The 19,284-nt window shown below is 33.9% G+C and carries 18 protein-coding genes; 13 read left to right on the top strand and 5 right to left on the bottom strand.

What is annotated here, in order from left to right:
* The first annotated feature begins 1 nt into the window (after nt 1).
* The 5 genes from ACH2BV_RS10810 to ACH2BV_RS10830 all read left to right on the top strand — a co-directional run bounded on the left by ACH2BV_RS10810 (nt 2) and on the right by ACH2BV_RS10830 (nt 5,427).
* The gene (locus ACH2BV_RS10810; protein ID WP_395050738.1) at nt 2-1,258 is read left to right on the top strand and encodes a glycosyl hydrolase family 17 protein; all 1,257 of its coding nucleotides are present in this window, start codon (nt 2-4) and stop codon (nt 1,256-1,258) included.
* A 66-nt stretch (nt 1,259-1,324) separates the two neighbouring features.
* Complete coding sequence (locus ACH2BV_RS10815; protein ID WP_395050739.1) at nt 1,325-2,782, top strand: glycoside hydrolase family 30 beta sandwich domain-containing protein; 1,458 nt, start codon at nt 1,325-1,327, stop codon at nt 2,780-2,782.
* Between the two features lie 35 nt (nt 2,783-2,817).
* On the top strand, nt 2,818-4,260 hold the full coding sequence (locus tag ACH2BV_RS10820; RefSeq protein WP_395050740.1) for an MFS transporter: 1,443 nt from the start codon (nt 2,818-2,820) through the stop codon (nt 4,258-4,260).
* Nucleotides 4,261-4,645: 385 nt separating this feature from the next.
* On the top strand, nt 4,646-5,230 hold the full coding sequence (locus ACH2BV_RS10825) for an RNA polymerase sigma factor (RefSeq protein WP_395050741.1): 585 nt from the start codon (nt 4,646-4,648) through the stop codon (nt 5,228-5,230).
* A 53-nt stretch (nt 5,231-5,283) separates the two neighbouring features.
* Nucleotides 5,284-5,427, top strand: a complete 144-nt coding sequence (locus ACH2BV_RS10830) for a hypothetical protein (protein ID WP_395050742.1) — start codon at nt 5,284-5,286, stop codon at nt 5,425-5,427.
* 16 nt (nt 5,428-5,443) lie between these two features.
* On the opposite strand, the gene nth is transcribed toward ACH2BV_RS10830, so the two are convergent.
* Nucleotides 5,444-6,103 carry an endonuclease III domain-containing protein gene (nth, locus tag ACH2BV_RS10835; RefSeq protein ID WP_395050743.1) on the bottom strand — a complete coding sequence of 220 codons (660 nt, stop codon included), beginning with the start codon at nt 6,101-6,103 and terminating at the stop codon, nt 5,444-5,446.
* A 205-nt stretch (nt 6,104-6,308) separates the two neighbouring features.
* Between nth and bcp the strand changes: the two genes are divergently transcribed.
* Entirely contained in the window at nt 6,309-6,761 is a 453-nt protein-coding gene (gene bcp, locus ACH2BV_RS10840; RefSeq protein WP_395050744.1) for a thioredoxin-dependent thiol peroxidase, read from the top strand.
* A gap of 86 nt (nt 6,762-6,847) precedes the next feature.
* On the opposite strand, the gene ACH2BV_RS10845 is transcribed toward bcp, so the two are convergent.
* Nucleotides 6,848-8,107, bottom strand: coding sequence for an aminotransferase class I/II-fold pyridoxal phosphate-dependent enzyme (locus ACH2BV_RS10845; RefSeq protein ID WP_395050745.1), 1,260 nt, complete (start codon nt 8,105-8,107; stop codon nt 6,848-6,850).
* Between the two features lie 213 nt (nt 8,108-8,320).
* On the opposite strand from ACH2BV_RS10845, the gene ACH2BV_RS10850 reads away from it, so the two are divergent.
* Complete coding sequence (locus ACH2BV_RS10850; protein WP_395050746.1) at nt 8,321-9,124, top strand: NYN domain-containing protein; 804 nt, start codon at nt 8,321-8,323, stop codon at nt 9,122-9,124.
* Between the two features lie 932 nt (nt 9,125-10,056).
* Here ACH2BV_RS10850 and ACH2BV_RS10855 read toward each other — a convergent pair.
* Nucleotides 10,057-10,500, bottom strand: coding sequence for a lipocalin family protein (locus tag ACH2BV_RS10855; protein ID WP_395050747.1), 444 nt, complete (start codon nt 10,498-10,500; stop codon nt 10,057-10,059).
* A gap of 265 nt (nt 10,501-10,765) precedes the next feature.
* Between ACH2BV_RS10855 and ACH2BV_RS10860 the strand changes: the two genes are divergently transcribed.
* The 4 genes from ACH2BV_RS10860 (at nt 10,766) to ACH2BV_RS10875 (ending at nt 15,710) form a co-directional block, all read left to right on the top strand.
* Nucleotides 10,766-11,338: a non-canonical purine NTP diphosphatase gene (locus tag ACH2BV_RS10860; RefSeq protein ID WP_395050748.1), complete on the top strand. Its 573-nt coding sequence runs from the start codon at nt 10,766-10,768 to the stop codon at nt 11,336-11,338.
* Between the two features lie 100 nt (nt 11,339-11,438).
* The gene (locus ACH2BV_RS10865) at nt 11,439-13,400 is read left to right on the top strand and encodes a DEAD/DEAH box helicase (protein WP_395050749.1); all 1,962 of its coding nucleotides are present in this window, start codon (nt 11,439-11,441) and stop codon (nt 13,398-13,400) included.
* Nucleotides 13,401-13,486: 86 nt separating this feature from the next.
* The gene (locus tag ACH2BV_RS10870) at nt 13,487-14,254 is read left to right on the top strand and encodes a carboxypeptidase-like regulatory domain-containing protein (protein ID WP_395050750.1); all 768 of its coding nucleotides are present in this window, start codon (nt 13,487-13,489) and stop codon (nt 14,252-14,254) included.
* Nucleotides 14,255-14,522: 268 nt separating this feature from the next.
* Nucleotides 14,523-15,710, top strand: coding sequence for an ATP-binding protein (locus ACH2BV_RS10875; RefSeq protein WP_395050751.1), 1,188 nt, complete (start codon nt 14,523-14,525; stop codon nt 15,708-15,710).
* A 70-nt stretch (nt 15,711-15,780) separates the two neighbouring features.
* Here ACH2BV_RS10875 and ACH2BV_RS10880 read toward each other — a convergent pair whose 3' ends face one another.
* Nucleotides 15,781-16,167, bottom strand: a complete 387-nt coding sequence (locus tag ACH2BV_RS10880) for a hypothetical protein (RefSeq protein ID WP_395050752.1) — start codon at nt 16,165-16,167, stop codon at nt 15,781-15,783.
* A gap of 144 nt (nt 16,168-16,311) precedes the next feature.
* The gene (locus tag ACH2BV_RS10885; RefSeq protein WP_395050753.1) at nt 16,312-16,968 is read right to left on the bottom strand and encodes a TrmH family RNA methyltransferase; all 657 of its coding nucleotides are present in this window, start codon (nt 16,966-16,968) and stop codon (nt 16,312-16,314) included.
* 84 nt (nt 16,969-17,052) lie between these two features.
* Between ACH2BV_RS10885 and ACH2BV_RS10890 the strand changes: the two genes are divergently transcribed.
* On the top strand, nt 17,053-17,745 hold the full coding sequence (locus ACH2BV_RS10890) for an NAD-dependent deacetylase (RefSeq protein ID WP_395050754.1): 693 nt from the start codon (nt 17,053-17,055) through the stop codon (nt 17,743-17,745).
* Nucleotides 17,746-17,938: 193 nt separating this feature from the next.
* On the top strand, nt 17,939-19,284 hold a 1,346-nt coding region (gene purB / locus ACH2BV_RS10895; protein WP_395050755.1), incomplete at its 3' end, for an adenylosuccinate lyase.

Below are 19,284 nucleotides of genomic sequence, written 5' to 3' on the forward strand. Positions count from 1 at the left end.
GATGAAAAAAAACGCAATCTTCTTTCTTCTGATGCTTATGTCGGTGCTGTTTTTCAATTGCAAAAGCACTAATTTAAAATTGTCAAATGAAATTACGGCTGAAAAAATATTGGGAAATCCAAATTATCAGGCCATGTGTTTTGGTGGGTATAGAGATAAAACAAGGGATATTGAACCTACTATTTCTCAAATAACGGAAGATTTGAAAATTCTGTCAGCGATGAACATTAAAGTCCTTAGAACCTATAATGTGCATCATACAGATACTTCTAATTTATTAAAAGCAATAAGAGCATTAAAGAAAGAGGATCCCCATTTTGAAATGTATTTGATGCTCGGGGCTTGGATAGATTGTAAAAACTCTTGGACAGCAAACCCTCTCATCCGTAATGAAGATAGTGATCGCAATCCTATAGAAATAGCCGAAGCGGTAAAACTAGCAAATGAATATCCTGAGATTGTTAAAATCATTTCAGTAGGGAATGAAGCGATGGTAAAATGGGCCTGGAGTTATTATGTTGATCCAAGTATCATATTAAAATGGGTAAATCATTTACAGAATTTAAAAAAGGAAGGAAAATTACCCAAAAATCTATGGATAACAGCTTCTGATAATTTTGCTTCTTGGGGAGGCGGTAGTAATGACTATCATGTTGAAGATTTAAATCAACTCATAAAAGCAGTCGATTATATTTCGATGCATACTTATCCAATGCATGATACGCATTACAATCCTCAATTTTGGGGAATCTTGGAGAATGAAAAGCAGTTAACTGAACGGGAGAAAATCGATGCTGCAATGGTTCGGGCAAGAGATTATGCAATTACGCAATACAATAGTGTATCAAATCACATGAAATCTCTAGGAGTAGATAAACAAATTCACATTGGGGAAACAGGTTGGGCAACTTTATCTAATGATCAATATGGAAACACGGGTTCAAAAGCAATAGATGAATACAAATCAGCTCTGTATTATAAACTAATGAGAGAATGGACAAATAAAGAAGGAATTACTCTTTTTTATTTTGAAGCTTTTGATGAACAATGGAAAGATAATGCTAATCCATTAGGATCAGAAAATCATTTTGGATTAATCAATTTACAAGGTCAAGCAAAATATGGACTTTGGGACTTAGTAGATAAAGGTGTTTTTAAAGGGTTGACTCGTGATGGAAAATCCATTACAAAAACATATAATGGGAATTTAAATGACTTATTGTTGGATGTTAAAACACCTTCTTTATTAAACAAATAATAGATAATAATGGAAAAATTTAATTTGAGTTTCAGTTTTTTTAAATTTTCGATAATATTTTTTATTATGGCATTCACCTTGAATAGTTGTAAAGTAGCAAAAGAATTGAAAACTGATGTTTATGAAACTTCTGCCAAAGGAAATTCTTTAAAAAAAATATCTGAATTTTCAGAAAATAAAAACCCACTTATAATTGTATTAAATCCAGAAGAAAAATTTCAAACCATTACAGGTTTTGGAGGAGCATTTACAGAGTCATCTGCCTATTTATTAAATAAATTAAGCAAGGAAAACCATAAAAAAATAATTGATGCTTATTTTAGTGAAAGCGGGGCAAACTATTCATTAACTAGAACCCATATAAATTCTTGTGATTTTTCTTTGAAGCATTACGCCTATGCAATGGTAGATGGCGATAAAGATTTAGATCATTTTTCTATTGAAGAAGATAAAAATAACAACCTCATTTCAATGATTTTGGAAGCAAAATCCATTTCAAAAGAGGGTTTCAAAATAATTGCATCGCCTTGGACAGCTCCGCCTTGGATGAAAGACAATAAAAACTGGGTTGGAGGTAAATTGCTGCCAGAATACAATTATACTTGGGCATTATACTTTTCAAAATACATCGATGCTTACAAGCAAGAAGGCATTGATATTTGGGGAATTACAGTTGAAAATGAACCTAATGGTAACGGAAATAACTGGGAAAGTATGCTTTATTCTCCCGAAGAAATGACCAGTTTTGTTCAAAATTATTTAGGACCAACTCTAGAAGCCAAAGGCAAAGGCAATGTGAAAATATTGGGTTATGACCAAAACAGAGGAGGATTAAAAGAATGGGTAGATTCGATGTATAAAGATGAAAATACATCTAAATATTATGCAGGAACAGCTATTCATTGGTATGAAAGCACTTATGAAGTTTTCCCTGATATATTGCAATATGCCCACAAAAAAGCACCCAATAAATATTTAATTCAAACCGAAGCTTGTGTGGATTCTGAAGTGCCACATTGGAAAGATGATGCTTGGTATTGGAGTAAAGAGGCTACAGATTGGGGTTGGGATTGGGCAAGTGAAAACGATAAATATTTGCACCCAAAATATGCACCAGTAAATAGATACGTTACTGATATTATTGGCTGTTTGAATAATTGGGTTGATGGTTGGGTCGATTGGAATATGGTTTTAGACACTCAAGGAGGACCTAATTGGTTTAAAAACTGGTGTATTGCTCCCGTCATAGTAGATGTCGATAAAGATGAGGTTTATTTTACACCTTTATATTACACAATGGCACATTTTAGCAAATTTATGAGACCAGGAGCTGTTAAAATAGGCTGCTCGATTAACGATAAAGATTTTATGGTTACTGCGGTAAAAAATCCTGACAAGACTATTGCAGTGGTTGTTTTTAATCCTACAGAACATCAACAATCTCTAGAAATTAATCTTAATAATAAGAAAAAAAAGATTTCAATCAATGCAAAAGCATTGCAAACTATAGTAATTAAACCCTGATAATAATAGAAAAAATAATTTAAAACACTTTAAATATGTCAAATAATACTTCAAACCCAATAGGTATGGTTCCTATGGGTCAAAAAATCGCATTTGGATTAGGTATGTTAGCTAACCAAATGTTTCCTGCTGCACTTGGAATTTTCATGGTAGTATTGGTACAAAATTTAGGTTTCCCAGCTTGGATGTGGGGCATTTTGTTTTTTCTGCCTAGAATATTTGATGCTTTCATAGATCCTATTATGGGTTTTATTTCAGATAATACTCGATCTGTTTGGGGAAGACGAAGACATTATGTTTTTATTGGAGCAATCATTATGGGGATTTCCTTTGTTATAATGTGGCAATTGTATAGAGAAAATGGACTAAATTATAATTTTGTATTCTTCCTTTTAATGTCTTTTGTGTTTTATTTAGGATTATCTATTTTTAGTGTTCCTTATGTGGCTATGGGTTATGAAATGAGTGATGATTTTCACGAACGAACAAATATTATGGCAATATCACAATGGATTGGGCAGTGGGCCTGGGTAATTGCGCCTTGGTTTTGGGTGGTTATGTATGACCCAAAATGGTTCCCTAATGCTGATACAGCCACAAGAAGTTTGGCCATATGGGTAGGTATTTCGTGTATGATATTGGCGATGATTCCTGCCATCTTCATTAAAAGCAAGTCTACAAAAAATGAGGAAAGTTTTGCTCCATTAACGTTTAAAACAATAAGAGGTAGTTTAAAGGAAATTTTTAAGAGTTTCAAAGAAGCTTTTAGTAGTGCACCTTTCAGAAAACTTTGTATTGCTACTTTCTTAATTTTTAATGCCTTCAATACCGTAGCTGCATTTTCTTTCTTTATTGTGGTTTACTATCTTTTTAATGGTAATGTTGTTGCGGCAGGCATTTGGCCTACCCTTTTTGGTTGTGTGGGAGCTTTATCAACTACTTTTTTAGTAATACCAATAGTAGCCTGGATATCTAGAAAAATGGGTAAAAAGGATGCCTTTTTACTCTGTCAGGGAATATCTATTTTAGGATATATTTTGCTTTGGTTTCTCTTTATTCCAGGTAAGCCCTTTATGTTTTTGTTCGCCTTACCTTTTTTCTCTTTTGGTATCGGAAGTTTATTTACTTTGATGATGTCTATGACAGCTGATGTTTGCGATTTGGATGAATTGACTTCGGGTAAAAGAAGGGAAGGAATCTTTGGAGCTATTTATTGGTGGATGGTTAAATTTGGTTTTGCAATAGCAGGATTATTAACGGGTGTTATCATGACGATAGTGGGGTTTAATGCTGATGCAGCGACCCAACCTGAGGGAGCAGTAACTGGTTTGAGAATTTTTTACTCAGGTATCCCAATTTTAGGCACATTGATAGCTATGTGGATAATGAGAAATTATGACTTGACAGAAGACAAAGCAAAGGAAATAAAAAAAGAATTAGTTGCCAGAAAAGCTGAATCTATAGAAGTTAAAAATTAGTTATGGAAAACAAAATAAGTTTATAAAGTCAATTTAGCACCAATTTTTTTTTAATTTTATCAGCCCAAAAAATTATTATTGAGTAAAATCAATAGTAATTTTTTTATGTAAAAAAAATTACATAAAACTCAAAATATTAAAATTATTGTTAATTATAGGTCTTAGTGACAATACGTATCAAAATCTATAGTAATGAATTAAGTACTATTAAGTTTTGAAGGAATTTTATATATAAAAATTAATTATTTTTCTTTTTACTTGCTTCTTAAGATAAATTTTTGTTAAATTTGACAAATAATAAACCACAAAAACACATTAGCCTATTATATAGAACTACTTTTTAGATAAAATTGCACCAATTTCATTAAAACTAAAACGTATAACTATGGCTAATATTCAACTACCAGACTCTTTATTGGTAAAAAATTATGTTGAAGGGGATGAAAATGCTTTAACACTATTAATCAATAGACATCAATCGAAAATATTTGGTTTTATATATTCGAAAATTTCGGATAGAGACATTTCGAATGATATATTTCAAGACACTTTTATTAAAGTTATCAAAACTTTAAAATCAAAAGCCTATAATGAGGAAGGTAAATTCTTGCCTTGGGTAATGCGAATTGCCCACAATCTTATTATTGACCATTATCGAAAAAACAAAAAAATGCCAATGTTCAGAGAAACAGAGGAATTTTCCATTTTTTCAATTATGTCTGATGATTCGCTCACGATAGAAAATAAAATCATACGGGAACAGGTCGAAATTGACTTAAAAAAACTAATAGAGGAACTTCCTGCAGATCAAAAAGAAGTATTGATTATGCGAATGTACCAAGATATGAGTTTCAAGGAAATCTCAGAAATAACAGGAGTTAGCATTAATACCGCCTTGGGACGAATGCGTTATGCTCTAATGAATATGAGAAAAGTTATTGACAAACATCAAATTATTTTAACGAATTAATACTATACTGAAAATTATTGCGTTGTAATAAAAAACAAAAACTTTATTACTTTATGGCAAAAATTTACTTTAAAAAAACATTAGAAATACCTACAATGAAACCCAAAAAAGAGACCATTTCTTTTTTATTAAATTATTCAAAAGCGTTGAGTATAATAAATGGGAAAACTATGAGTTTCGAAGTTATGGCTAATTAGAAAAACATCCCGAAAATCATCGGGATGTTTTTGTATAATATTCTTCCAAAACAGATTTTCTGCCTATCATTTTGGTAATGATATCTTTCTCTAAATCCCAACCTCTTGCCTGAGAATATTCGCGACCATACCAAATCATTTGAAGATGCAAATCATTCCAAGTGTCTATTGGAAAAATGCGTTTGGCATCTTTTTCGGTTTCAACTACATTTTTTCCACTTGATAAATTCCACCGATACATTAATCTGTGAATGTGTGTGTCAACCGGAAAAGCGGGGAAACCAAAAGCTTGAGACATAACAACACTCGCTGTTTTATGGCCCACGGCTGGTAATTCTTCCAAACTTTCAAAACTCTGAGGAACATTTCCCCCGTGTTTATCAATCAATATATGAGACAAACCGTGAATTCCTTTCGACTTCATTGGCGATAAACCACAAGGTCTAATAATATCTTTTATTTCCTCGACCGTCATTTTTATCATATCATAAGGATTATCTGCTTTGGCAAAAAGCAAAGGCGTGATTTGATTGACACGAACATCCGTACATTGTGCCGAAAGCAAAACCGCAATCAGCAAAGTATATGGATCTTTATGATTTAAAGGGATTGGAACATTGGGGTACAATTCTTTTAACGTATTTATAACAAATGTTGCACGTTCTGGTTTGGTCATTTTTCATTAAATTTGAGTCGTAAAATTACTCTAATTTTTATTATGTGCCTAATCCAGCTTTTCGTTTCAACTCCTCGTCTTTGTAGTTTTTTTTCTAAACAATAGCAAGAGCTTACTTTGGTCGCTTTGCTATTTCAAGAAAAAATTAACTTCAAAAACTCCGGGGTTTTCACTCTAATCTGGGGCAAACCTAAAACACCCAATTATGACAACATTAAAAAAAGGGGATAAAGCTCCCAATTTTTCAGGAACTGACCAGGATGGAATTTCTCATAAATTAGCTGATTACAAAGGAAAAAAGCTAGTGGTTTTCTTTTATCCAAAAGCAAACACACCAGGCTGCACTGCCGAAGCTTGTGATTTAAGAGATAATTTTGAGCGTTTTCAAGCTAATAACTATGCCCTTTTAGGAGTAAGTGCCGATGGGGCAAAAGCCCAAGCCAAATTCAAGGAAAAATACGATTTCCCCTTCCCTTTATTGGCTGATGAGGATAAATCAGTAATACAGGCTTTTGGAGTTTGGGGACCCAAAAAGTTTATGGGAAAAGAATATGACGGTATTCATAGAACTACTTTTGTGATTGATGAAAATGGAATTATCGATGAAGTAATTTCGGAAGTGAAAACAAAGGCTCACGCTGCTCAGATACTTACATAAGGGTTCAGATAGCAGACAGCAGGCTTCAGTGTTAAATAAAAAATCCAAGAAATAATAGTACTTTTAGCTTATAAACTAATCACTTCTTATGAAACATCGACCGTAGTTCTGTCGGCGATTTCTTTGTACGTCCCATTTTGCAATTTCTCACGAATCGCTTCAAAAGCTGATAGTGTTTCATCAATATCAGCAATTGTGTGAGAAGCTGTTGGAATCATTCTTAACAAAATCATTCCTTTTGGAATAACAGGATACACTACAATCGACAAGAAAATTCCATAATTCTCTCTCAAATCGTTCACCATAATCATCGCTTCCGGAATACTTCCTTCTAAGTAAACTGGTGTAATACAAGTATTGGTGTCACCAATGTTGAATCCTTTTTCTCTTAAACCACTTTGCAATGCATTCACATTTACCCAAAGTTTATCTTTTATCTCAGAGGATTCACGCAACAATTCCAAACGTTTCAAGGACCCAATGGTTTGAATCATTGGCAAAGCTTTGGCAAACATTTGAGAACGTAAATTATATTTTAAATAATCAATTATATCTTTATCAGCTGCAACGAAAGCACCAATATTGGCCATTGATTTTGCAAAAGTCGAAAAGTAAACGTCTATATCGTCCTGAACGCCTTGTTCCTCGCCGGCTCCGGCTCCAGTAGCTCCAAGAGTTCCAAAACCGTGTGCATCATCAACTAACAATCGGAAATTGTATTTCTTTTTCATTTCCACAATTTCTCTCAACTTGCCTTGTTGACCGCGCATCCCGAAAACACCTTCGGTAATAAAAAGAATTCCACCTCCTAATTCCTTCGCCAATTTTGTCGCACGTTTCAGGTTTTTCTCCATACTTTCAATGTCGTTGTGCTTGTAAGTAAAACGTTTTCCGCTATGCAAACGAACACCGTCAATAATACAAGCATGGGCATCGACATCATAAACAATTACATCATTTCTGGTAACCAAGGCATCAATAATAGACACCATTCCCTGATAACCAAAATTCAATAAATAAGCTGATTCTTTCATTACAAAAGCAGCCAATTCTTTCTCTAATTGTTCGTGATATTTTGTATGACCAGACATCATTCTGGCACCCATTGGGTACGCTGCACCATAAGCAATCGCCGCTTCTGTGTCGGCTTTACGCACTTCCGGATGATTCGCAAGACCTAGATAATCATTCAGACTCCAGTTCAGGATATCTTTTCCGTGAAACTGCATTCTTGGTCCTAGTTCCCCTTCTAGTTTTGGAAAAACAAAATAACCTTCTGCCTGCGAAGCCCATTTTCCTAATGGACCTTTATTGTTTTGAATTCTTTCGAATAAATCTTTTACCATAATATAATGAAATACTAATATTAATTTTAAGAGGTTGCAAAATTAATTATTTAAAATTTATTATAGTCTTTAAAGCAAATTTATTTTTAGGAGTCGTTTCCTGCCATCCACTCTATCCAAGCCCAAAAGCTTGGGATGCCGTTTCTATCAGGGCTAAAAACTCGTTTTCACAATAAACTTTGTATATTTGAAAGAATATTAGATTTTTTAAATATGCCACAAGATACCAAAGAATTAAAACTCGCCGTCCTTATTGATGCGGACAATGTTCCTTACAGCAATGTAAAAGGAATGATGGAGGAAATTGCCAAATACGGAACGCCCACAACAAAACGAATTTATGCCGATTGGACAAAACCAAATGCTGGCGGATGGAAAAGTGTTTTATTGGAACACGCCATTACCCCTATTCAACAATACAGTTACACCGTTGGGAAAAACTCTTCGGATTCAGCGATGATTATCGATGCAATGGATTTGTTGTATTCCGATAAAGTCGATGGATTTTGCATCGTTTCCAGCGATAGCGATTTTACGCGATTGGCAATTCGTTTGCGAGAATCCGGAATGAAAGTCATTGGAATTGGCGAAAAGAAAACACCTAATTCCTTCATAGTTGCTTGCGATAGATTTATTTATATTGAAGTTCTGGATGGCGCTATCAAAAAGAAATTACCAAAACGTGCTATAACTCCTGCCACAGATTCTAAAAAATCAATAGATCCGAGCAATAGCGAACAGTTGCAGCAAAAAGAAACTCCCGCCAAAATCGACAATCAAACCATAGAACTTATAGAAGACACATTAGAAGCTATTGGTGATGATGATGGTTGGGCATTTCTTGGTGATGTGGGAAACCTCATCGTGAAGAAAAAACCCGAATTCGATCCTCGAAATTACGGATTTTCAAAACTGACTCCAATGCTAAAATCTTTAACTGATATTCTCGAAATAGACGAAAGAGAATCCGACAAAAAAGGAATCAAACATGTTTTTGTGAGATTGCGTTATAGTTAGAATACTGAATTTTAAAAACAAAAAAAGGAGGTCTTTTTATAGACCTCCCATCGTAGATTTTGATTTACCATTATCAACTTAACACCTTACGGTAGCTGACTATTGAATAACCTTTCTTTTGCAGATTGATAGACTCAAGTAATTAATCAAAACCACATTCAAATATACAATTAATTTTTATTCAATAATCAAAATTTCACGTTTTAACATCACATTAACGCTGCTGTTTTATAAATTATTAATAATGCATTTGAATTGTTGAAATTGAAATTATTTTATAAAAAAGTCTTCTCATTTCTAATAGAAAATCTAAGTCAATTATAAACAAAAAAAGGAGGTCTTTTTACAGACCTCCAATCGTAAATTCTGATTTACCATTATTGACTCATACCGTTACTGATATGGCCGATTATGAGTTGACATATTCCCTTATGAAATAGACATTCTCAAGTAATTAATCAAAACTACATTCAAATATACAAATAATTTATATTAAAAATTTAAAATTGAAAGCTTTAACAACACATTAACGCTGCTGATTTAAATATTTTGGAAAATGGATTTAAAATGGTTAAATTCAAAATATTTTATAAAAAATTGGTGCGTTATTTCAAATATAAAAAAAATAGCTGCTAACCGCAACTACAAATCATCAGTGTCCTAAAAACAAAAAAAGGAGGTCTTTTTACAGACCTCCTTATGTAGATTTTGATTCACCATTATCAACTTTGTTCCTTTCGGTGGTTGACTTATTGAATAATCTTCTCAGTTCAGATTGATATACTCAAGTAGTTAATCAAAACAACAATGCAAATATACATTTAATTTTTTTTATAACTCTATAAAAATCAAAACTTTAACTATTAATTAACGCAACTGTTTTCACATTTTAAAATTTATCAGTTTTTGATTACTTTCTAACATCTAAATTATCATCTTGTAAAATACAGATTAAATGTACCTGAATTTCCTTGGTAGGTTCCATCAATTTTCAATATTAATTCGGTTGCTGATAGACTTGCAACATTAAAAGTTCCATTAAAACTAGTACCAGTAACGTTAATTGTTATAGTATTTCCGCTTTGTGTCCAAGTCCCATCTTTTTCTATTAATACACAATTTAATGAATAATCAGCATATTTCACAATACCTCCTGTTTTAATATCAACATAGTCTTTAGTACACCCATCCTCATTTTTAAAATATGATGTTGGGTAAGGTATTGTAATCCCACTGGAAGTTGCAGTTGATTTATTGAAATTCCACTTTCCTTCAATTAAATTCATATCAACAGGCCCGCTATCATCTTTCGTGCAAGATGTAAACAAAACTCCAAAAATTAATACCGAAACGAATAATAAACATGCTTTTTTCATTGTCTTTCTAATTTGGTTTGAATTACAATAATAAATAAAAATAATCAAGAAACGTATTTTGCCCTCTATTTTATACCAATAATCGTTATTTTCATAGAATTCAATTTAAAAAATAAAGAATATTATTACTTTATTTGAACCCAAAATATCAGTATAATAAGGATCCACAGGTTACAAAATCCAACTACTTTAAATTAACAATTGTACTTCATAAACTATTTTCGAAACTTTGTATCTTTGTCATTCATCAATTCTATATCAAATAATGAAACTTGTTTTTGCTACCAATAATAAAAATAAAATACTAGAAGTCCAACAAATGCTTCCATCAACTATTGTCATTATCAGTTTGGAAAGTATCGGTTGTTTCGAAGAAATTCCGGAAACAGCAGCAACCATAGAAGAAAATGCCATTATGAAAGCTAATTATGTAACCGAAAAATACGGATATGATTGCTTTGCCGATGATACTGGACTGGAAGTAGAAGCATTAAACGGCGAACCCGGAGTTTTCTCAGCACGATATGCTGGCGAACAACGCAGTTCCGAAGACAATATGAATAAATTATTAGATGCATTATCCAATGAAACCAACAGAAAAGCTCAGTTTAAAACAGTAATTGCCTTACATTTAAACGGAAAACAACATCTTTTTACAGGAATTGCTTTTGGCAAAATCACTTTGGAAAAAACAGGAAATCAGGGTTTTGGCTACGATCCCATCTTCAAACCTGCGGGTTTTGAGGTTACTTTTGCACAACTTTCGATCGAAGAAAAAGGAGTTATCAGCCATCGTGGGAAGGCAACGGAACAACTTATAGCGTTCTTAAAAAACTAACTAATTGATTTTCAAATAACAATAAAATCTTAAATCTAAATTTTCCATTAGATTATCTCGTTATTTAACCGTACTTTTGCACCAAATTTTAAAAACATATATGAATAAATTTGAACAATTAGGATTGAGTGAATCGCTACAACGTGCGATTATCGATCTAGGATTTGAGAATCCGACCGAAGTACAGGAGAAAGCGATTCCCCTATTATTGGAACAAGACATTGATTTAGTTGCGTTGGCTCAGACAGGGACAGGGAAAACGGCAGCTTTCGGTTTTCCAGTCATTCAAAAAATTGATGCCAACAACAGAAATACACAGGCGTTAATTTTATCACCTACCCGCGAACTATGTTTGCAGATTACAAACGAGATTAAAAACTACTCAAAATACGAAAAAGGTATTAATGTAGTGGCTGTTTATGGTGGTGCAAGTATTACTGACCAAGCTAGGGACATCAAAAGAGGCGCGCAAATTATTGTGGCAACTCCAGGTAGAATGCAGGACATGATTAACAGAGGATTGGTAAACATTACTCAGATTAATTATTGTATCCTTGACGAAGCAGACGAAATGTTGAATATGGGTTTCTACGAAGACATCGTAAACATCCTTTCAACAACTCCAGACGAAAAAAGCACTTGGTTATTCTCGGCTACAATGCCGGCAGAAGTAGCCAGAATTGCTAAACAATTTATGCACAATCCGGTAGAAATTACTGTTGGTGCTAAAAATTCAGGTTCAGCAACGGTTTCACACGAATTTTACTTAGTAAATGCACGTGACCGTTACGAAGCTTTGAAACGTTTAGCTGATGCTAATCCAGACATTTTCTCAGTGGTTTTTTGTAGAACGAAACGTGATACACAAGCTGTTGCTGAAAAATTAATTGAAGATGGCTATAATGCCGCCGCTTTGCACGGAGATTTATCTCAGGCACAACGTGATGGTGTAATGAAATCTTTTAGAGGAAGACAAATACAAATGCTTGTTGCTACTGATGTGGCTGCGCGTGGAATTGACGTTGATAACATTACTCACGTAGTAAACTATCAATTACCTGACGAAATTGAAACCTATACACACCGATCAGGCCGAACAGGTCGTGCAGGAAAATTGGGAACTTCTATCGTTATTGTAACTAAAAGTGAAATCCGCAAGATCTCTTCTATCGAAAGAATCATCAAACAGAAATTCGAAGAAAAAACAATTCCATCTGGAATCGAAATCTGCGAAATTCAGTTGTTGCACTTAGCAAACAAGATTAAAGATACTGAAGTTGATCACGAAATTGACAACTATCTTCCAGCTATCAACAATGTATTAGAAGGTTTATCTAAAGAAGAATTGATCAAGAAAATGGTTTCTGTTGAATTTAACCGTTTCATCAATTACTACAAGAAAACAAGAGATCTTTCTTCTCAATCTTCAGGTTCAGAAAGAAGAGAACGTGATGACAGAGATGGTGCTCCAAGAGAAAATAACAATGGTGGTGCCACAAGATACTTTGTAAACATTGGTTCCAGAGATAATTTCGACTGGATGTCATTGAAAGATTACTTAAAAGAAACCTTAGACTTAGGTCGTGATGACGTTTTCAAAGTGGATGTAAAAGAAGGTTTCTCTTTCTTTAACACAGATCCAGAACATACTGATAAAGTAATGGAAATATTGAACAACGTACAATTAGAAGGACGTCGTATCAATGTGGAAATTTCTAAAAACGAAGGTGGCGGAAGAAGAGATCACAACGGAAGAAGTTCTGGTGGTTTTGGCGGAGGTCGTTCAGGTGGTGATAGAGGTTCAGCTCCAAGAAGAGAAGGGAATTTTGCTCCAAGACGTGAAGGTTCTGGCGGAGGATTTAGAAGCGACAGAAGCTCAGCTCCACGTGAAGGTGGTTTTGGACCAAGAAGCGCATCAGCTCCAAGAACTGGCGGTTTCTCTGAAAGAGCTCCAAGATCATCTGAGGCTCCAAGACGTGAAGGTGGTTCTTCAGAAAGACCAGTAAGACGTTCTGAAAGTTTTGGCGATGCACCAAGAGAAAGAAGACCAAGAAGAAGTTAACACATTTTGTTAATTTTCTTATAATTATACTGAAACTACAAAATATTTAATCCCGTTTTATTACTTTTAAAGTTTTAAACCAGTTTATGAAATATTTTGTAGTTTTCTTTTTTTTAATACTCTCCTCAACAGCTTTTTCACAAGTTATTGAACCAGCCCAAAAAGTTTCTGGTACTATTATAAACGATAACACGAAATTCCCTTTACCGAATGTAAATATCATCAACATCAATAAAGTTAGGGGTACCACTACTGACGGAAGAGGTAATTTTGAACTTTCAGTATCCGTAAATGACACTTTGCATATTAGCTGTATTGGATTTCAATCCCTAAGAATTAAAGTTACCAATGACTGGGTAAAAACTAAAACCACTACTATTCAACTTACTGAAAAGGCATACGCGCTCGAAGAAGTAATCGTTGGGCGTTATAACTTAACTGGTTATATTGAAGTGGATTCAAAATTAATTCCCGTTAAAGAAAATTATCGTTATAGTATTTCAGGTCTGACCGAAGGTTACGAAGCCGGAGAATATTCGCCAAATGCTTTCGGAAAAGTGATGGGTTCCATCTTTAATCCTGCTGATGCACTTTATAATTTCTTTGGTAAAAAACCCTACGAACTCAAAAGATTGAAAGAAATGAAGAAGGACGATACCGTTCGAAATCTTTTGGAAACTAAGTATGATCGAGAAACAATTGCAGTACTTCTGGGTGTTGATAAAAAAGAAATTGCCGAAATTCTCGAACGCTGCAATTACTCCGAATCGTTTGTAAAAACTGCCAATGATCTTCAAATCTTGGATGCGATTAGCTCTTGCTATGAAGAATATAAAATCTTGAAAAGGAAATAATAAACAAATAAAAACAAGCTTAATCCCTGATTGTGCAAACGGTCAGGGATTTTTTTTATTTGTCTCTTATACTGAAAAAAGTATTCAGTAGATTAAAAATCCTTTTGATGATTGGTGAAAAAATATGCTTACATTTGATAAAATGTAAAGCAAAACAAACCTTCGCCAATCTCATATATTTTAGGTAGATTTACAAAGTTTTTTTTCGTTTATAAACGAATGAAGATACACAAAATAACAATTCAATACTATAACTAAAATAATTCCAATGGAAGATAATCAAAAAATTCTTAAAAAAAAATACATACCAACTACAGAGTTTTATAGCCAAATAATAGACAGCTTACAAGATTATTCAATTTTTACATTAGACAAAGAATTCATAATAAATAGTTGGAGTGCTGGCTCGACAAAAATATTTGGTTACGAAACAGATGAAGTTATTGGAGAACCTTTTGACTTAATATTCACTGACGAGGATATAATAAAAGAAATTCCAAAAAAAGAAATTGAAACAGCTTTAAAAGAAGGCAGAGCAACAGATAATAGATGGCACATTGCTAAAGACAAGAGCTTGTTTTATGCTTATGGGTTAGTTTTTCCACTTATCGGTTTAGACGGCGAAATGCTGGGTTATGTTAAAATTTTGCGCGACTTAACAGATAGAAAACAATCAGAGGATGCTATAAAAAAATATGTAAAAGAACTAGAAGAGCTAAATACTCATAAAGAGAGTGTTCTGGCAATACTTTCACACGATTTAAGAAGTCCGTTGTCAGCTATTATTGGAACTGCAAAATATCTAAAAGAAAATTTTCATAAAATGAAGCCCGAAAGCGTTCAGGAAATGCTTGACTTGCTTTATAAATCATCAACGGATGAATTAGAAATGTTAGACTATCTAGTAGAATGGGCTAGAATAAAATATGCATCAGACGTGTTTTCTCCAACAAAAATAAAACTAACCGAATACATTGATAAGGTTTTTGAAACTTTAAATGAAACTGCTTCAATAAACACGATAAATCTTCATCATGAAATTGAAGCTGATACTTCTGTATTTGCAGATGGTAAAATGTTAATTTCCATCATTCAAAATATTGTTTCAAATGCCATAAAACATACAGGAAAAGGAGGAACAATAACGGTTTCAGCAAAAAGCAAAGAGGATAAAATTATTGTTCAGGTAAAGGATACTGGAATCGGAATGTCCAAAGAAATAATGGAAAAACTTTTTACACCACAAATGAAAACCCTTTCAGAAACAAGAAAAAAAAATAAAGGAGCTGGAATTGGATTGTTATTGGTAAAAGGCTTTTTAGAAAAAAACGGTGGTGAAATATGGGTAGAAAGTATCGAAGGTGAAGGTTCCTCTTTTTATTTTACATTACCCATTGAGAAACCTTTATATAAAATAGGCAGTTCAGACGAAATTATGTTTGACGAAAGTGCATAATGCTATGACTAATTAAAGAAGTTTTTATAATTAACCCCAACCAAACTTAAAAAAGACTCGGCAAATAGAGTTATTCAATTTCTATTCCAATTTCTTCCAATACATCAAAAAGATAAACACTATGGATTGGATCATATTTCTCAATACCACTTTGATACCATTTAGATATAACATTAAGCTGAAATGAAGTAAAATCATTAGTGTCTTCTAACCTCAATCCAAGTAAACCTGCCAAAAGAAATTCTTCTAGAACTTTAATAGTAACTATTCGCTTAGGGATTCCTTTTGCAATTTGACCATTCATTTCTTCATAATCCATCCTTCCAGAATTAAATCCGGATATAAAAGCCACACTACTTTTTTTACTAGTATTTTGGAGAAATGGATTCATACCATTTGAATAGCCTTGAAAATAATCTTGTCTATAGGAAGTGCTAAATGTTTTTCTGATGCCCATGAAATGATATGTTTAAAAATTTCATAACAAACGTATAAACAATATCTTATTAAAAATATTAAAATCGTTGAAAGGAGAAAATACTCTTTAAATTACAAGGGCAATGCTTTTCGTCGATAAAAAATAGTTTATATAAGGCTTCTTCTATAATTCAGAAAAATATCTTTCTTCTATTCTTTTGATATCTTTTATAGAATTTTTGGCCCAAGCTAATCTCTTGACTAGAATTTCTTCTTCGGATAAACGCCATTCAATATCAGAATTTCGAAGTCTGTTCGTCAGGTTCTGAATGATGATTGCAGCCGAAACCGAAATATTCAAACTTTCGGTAAAACCAACCATCGGAATTTTAAGAAAACCATCAGCTTTTCGCAAAATCTCTTCTGACAGTCCGTCCCTTTCAGTTCCAAAAAACAAGGCGCTAGGTTTTGAAATATCAAAATTATCCAGCAGGCAATCATTCTCGTGTGGTGTTGTGGCAATGATTTGGTAGCCTTTATTTTTTAACGTATCCACACAATTAGTAACATTGTCAAATTTATTGATATCAACCCATTTCTGGGCGCCCATCGCAATTTCCTTGTCGATGCTCTTGCCGTATCGCTGCTCGATCACGTTCAACTCCTGAATGCCAAAAATTTCGCAACTGCGCATAACAGCACTGGCATTGTGCATTTGGAAAACATCTTCCACAGCGATAGTAAAATGCTTGGTTCTGTTTTCCAATACTTTCAAAAACTTGTTTTTTCGGTTTGCGGTCAGGATGTTTTCGAGAAAATGAAGATAATCGAGATCAATCATGTTGCGGAATTATTTTTGGTAAAAATACTAAAAAAGAGTAGTTTTAAATATCTAATTTTGTCATTATAAAGATAAAGAAATACTATGAAAAAGAAACTAGTCGTCTTAACCGGAGCGGGAATCAGTGCCGAAAGCGGTATCAAAACCTTTCGCGATGCCGGAGGCCTTTGGGAAGGACACAATGTCAAGGATGTGGCCACACCCGAAGGCTGGTATAGAAATCCGAAAATGGTTCTTGATTTTTACAACCAAAGACGTCAGCAATTATACGAAGTACAACCCAATCTCGGTCATCAAATTTTGGCCGAACTTGAAAATGATTTTGATGTGCAAATCATTACCCAAAATGTGGATAATCTTCATGAAAAATCCGGAAGTTCGAATGTTCTACATCTTCACGGTGAATTGTTGAAAGTACGAAGCACCGTAAACAGAAACTATATTCTGGATTGGCAAGACAATTTAAATTTTGGCGACGTCGATGACAATGGGAATCAGTTGCGTCCTCATATTGTATGGTTTGGCGAGGAAGTTCCAGCCTTAGAAGAAGCCGTGACAATTGTCGAAAATGCCGACATTTTGGTCATCATTGGCACTTCCTTGCAGGTTTATCCAGCTGCAAGCCTGATGAATTTTGCTAACCCAACGATTCCGGTTTTTTATATTGATCCAAAACCCGCAGAAATTTACAATTTACAAAATGACATCAAAGTGATTGCAACTACTGGCTCAAAAGGAATGGAAATCGTTCAAAAAGAACTTAAAAAATTACAATAGCAAAGTAGAATAGGCCAATTTGTCATTTCGACGAAGGTCAAATCTCATCACGAGAGCAACAAATGCGATTTGCTTCGCCTGTTCGAGCATAGCTCTCGGGTCTCGTTCTTCAAAATGACAAAAAAACACCCAACACATAACTCAAAACTTATAACTTATAACTATTTTTGCACTTTCTAACAACACAACAACAATGACTACATTAAACGAATTAAACGCCGTATCGCCAATCGACGGTAGATACAGAAGCAAAACCAGTTCACTTTCAAAATTCTTCTCCGAAGAAGCATTAATAAAATACCGCGTATTGGTAGAAATTGAATATTTTATTGCTCTTTGCGAAATTCCATTACCTCAACTAAAAGACGTAAATCCGAATTTATTCGAAAGTTTACGCAACATTTATAAAAACTTCTCTACCGAAGACGCTCTTTGGATAAAAGAAACCGAAAAAGTGACCAACCACGACGTAAAAGCGGTCGAATATTTTATCAAAGACGCTTTCGAAAAACTGGGATTGTCACAATACAAAGAGTTCATCCACTTTGGACTAACTTCCCAAGACATCAATAATACCGCGATTCCGCTTTCAACAAAAGAAGCTTTCGAGAAAGTATATATGCCATCGTTAATCACTTTGACGTCAAAATTGAAAGATTTAAGTATTGAATGGAAGGATATTCCAATGCTTGCCAGAACTCATGGTCAGCCTGCTTCGCCAACACGTTTGGGCAAGGAAATTGGTGTTTTTGTGGAAAGATTAGAAGAGCAAATGCGTTTGTTGTTCAACATTCCATTTGCAGCAAAATTTGGAGGCGCTACCGGAAATTACAACGCCCATCATGTGGCCTATCCACAAATTGACTGGAGAAAATTTGGCGGGGATTTTGTAGAGGAAAATTTGGGCTTACATCACTCCTTCCCAACTACACAAATCGAACATTACGATCATTTTGCCGCTTTTTTCGATGCATTAAAAAGAATAAACACCATCATCATTGATCTGGACCGTGATATTTGGACCTATGTTTCGATGGAATATTTCAAACAAAAAATCAAGGCGGGCGAAATTGGTTCATCGGCAATGCCACACAAAGTAAACCCGATAGATTTTGAAAATTCCGAGGGAAATTTAGGAATGGCAAATGCTATTTTCGAACATCTTTCAGCTAAATTACCTTTATCCAGATTGCAACGCGATTTAACAGACAGCACCGTTTTGAGAAACATTGGTGTGCCAATCGGACATACCTTAATTGCTTTTGAATCCACTTTGAAAGGATTGAACAAATTACTATTGAACGAACCAAAATTCCACGAAGATTTAGAAAAAAATTGGGCAGTTGTTGCCGAAGCAATTCAAACGATTTTGCGTCGCGAAGCCTATCCAAATCCATACGAAGCATTGAAAGGTTTAACCAGAACCAACGAAGCTATTGACAAAAAAGCCATTCATAATTTTATTGCCACTTTGGAAGTTTCATCCGAAATAAAAGCAGAATTAATGAAAATCACACCGAGTAATTTCTTGGGGATTTA

The sequence above is a fragment of the Flavobacterium sp. genome, from assembly GCF_043780635.1.
Lineage (GTDB): Bacteria > Bacteroidota > Bacteroidia > Flavobacteriales > Flavobacteriaceae > Flavobacterium.

What these genes read in the sequence shown, in the direction of transcription:
- ACH2BV_RS10815 (WP_395050739.1), top strand. Translation starts at nt 1,325, where the DNA reads ATGGCATTCACCTTGAATAGTTGTAAAGTAGCAAAAGAATTGAAAACT.
- bcp (WP_395050744.1), top strand. Translation starts at nt 6,309, where the DNA reads ATGACAACATTAAAAAAAGGGGATAAAGCTCCCAATTTTTCAGGAACT.
- ACH2BV_RS10845 (WP_395050745.1), bottom strand. Translation starts at nt 8,107, where the DNA reads ATGGTAAAAGATTTATTCGAAAGAATTCAAAACAATAAAGGTCCATTA.
- ACH2BV_RS10830 (WP_395050742.1), top strand. Translation starts at nt 5,284, where the DNA reads ATGGCAAAAATTTACTTTAAAAAAACATTAGAAATACCTACAATGAAA.
- ACH2BV_RS10860 (WP_395050748.1), top strand. Translation starts at nt 10,766, where the DNA reads ATGAAACTTGTTTTTGCTACCAATAATAAAAATAAAATACTAGAAGTC.
- nth (WP_395050743.1), bottom strand. Translation starts at nt 6,103, where the DNA reads ATGACCAAACCAGAACGTGCAACATTTGTTATAAATACGTTAAAAGAA.
- ACH2BV_RS10885 (WP_395050753.1), bottom strand. Translation starts at nt 16,968, where the DNA reads ATGATTGATCTCGATTATCTTCATTTTCTCGAAAACATCCTGACCGCA.
- ACH2BV_RS10880 (WP_395050752.1), bottom strand. Translation starts at nt 16,167, where the DNA reads ATGGGCATCAGAAAAACATTTAGCACTTCCTATAGACAAGATTATTTT.
- ACH2BV_RS10810 (WP_395050738.1), top strand. Translation starts at nt 2, where the DNA reads ATGAAAAAAAACGCAATCTTCTTTCTTCTGATGCTTATGTCGGTGCTG.
- ACH2BV_RS10870 (WP_395050750.1), top strand. Translation starts at nt 13,487, where the DNA reads ATGAAATATTTTGTAGTTTTCTTTTTTTTAATACTCTCCTCAACAGCT.
- ACH2BV_RS10865 (WP_395050749.1), top strand. Translation starts at nt 11,439, where the DNA reads ATGAATAAATTTGAACAATTAGGATTGAGTGAATCGCTACAACGTGCG.
- ACH2BV_RS10850 (WP_395050746.1), top strand. Translation starts at nt 8,321, where the DNA reads ATGCCACAAGATACCAAAGAATTAAAACTCGCCGTCCTTATTGATGCG.
- ACH2BV_RS10820 (WP_395050740.1), top strand. Translation starts at nt 2,818, where the DNA reads ATGTCAAATAATACTTCAAACCCAATAGGTATGGTTCCTATGGGTCAA.
- ACH2BV_RS10825 (WP_395050741.1), top strand. Translation starts at nt 4,646, where the DNA reads ATGGCTAATATTCAACTACCAGACTCTTTATTGGTAAAAAATTATGTT.
- ACH2BV_RS10855 (WP_395050747.1), bottom strand. Translation starts at nt 10,500, where the DNA reads ATGAAAAAAGCATGTTTATTATTCGTTTCGGTATTAATTTTTGGAGTT.
- ACH2BV_RS10875 (WP_395050751.1), top strand. Translation starts at nt 14,523, where the DNA reads ATGGAAGATAATCAAAAAATTCTTAAAAAAAAATACATACCAACTACA.
- ACH2BV_RS10890 (WP_395050754.1), top strand. Translation starts at nt 17,053, where the DNA reads ATGAAAAAGAAACTAGTCGTCTTAACCGGAGCGGGAATCAGTGCCGAA.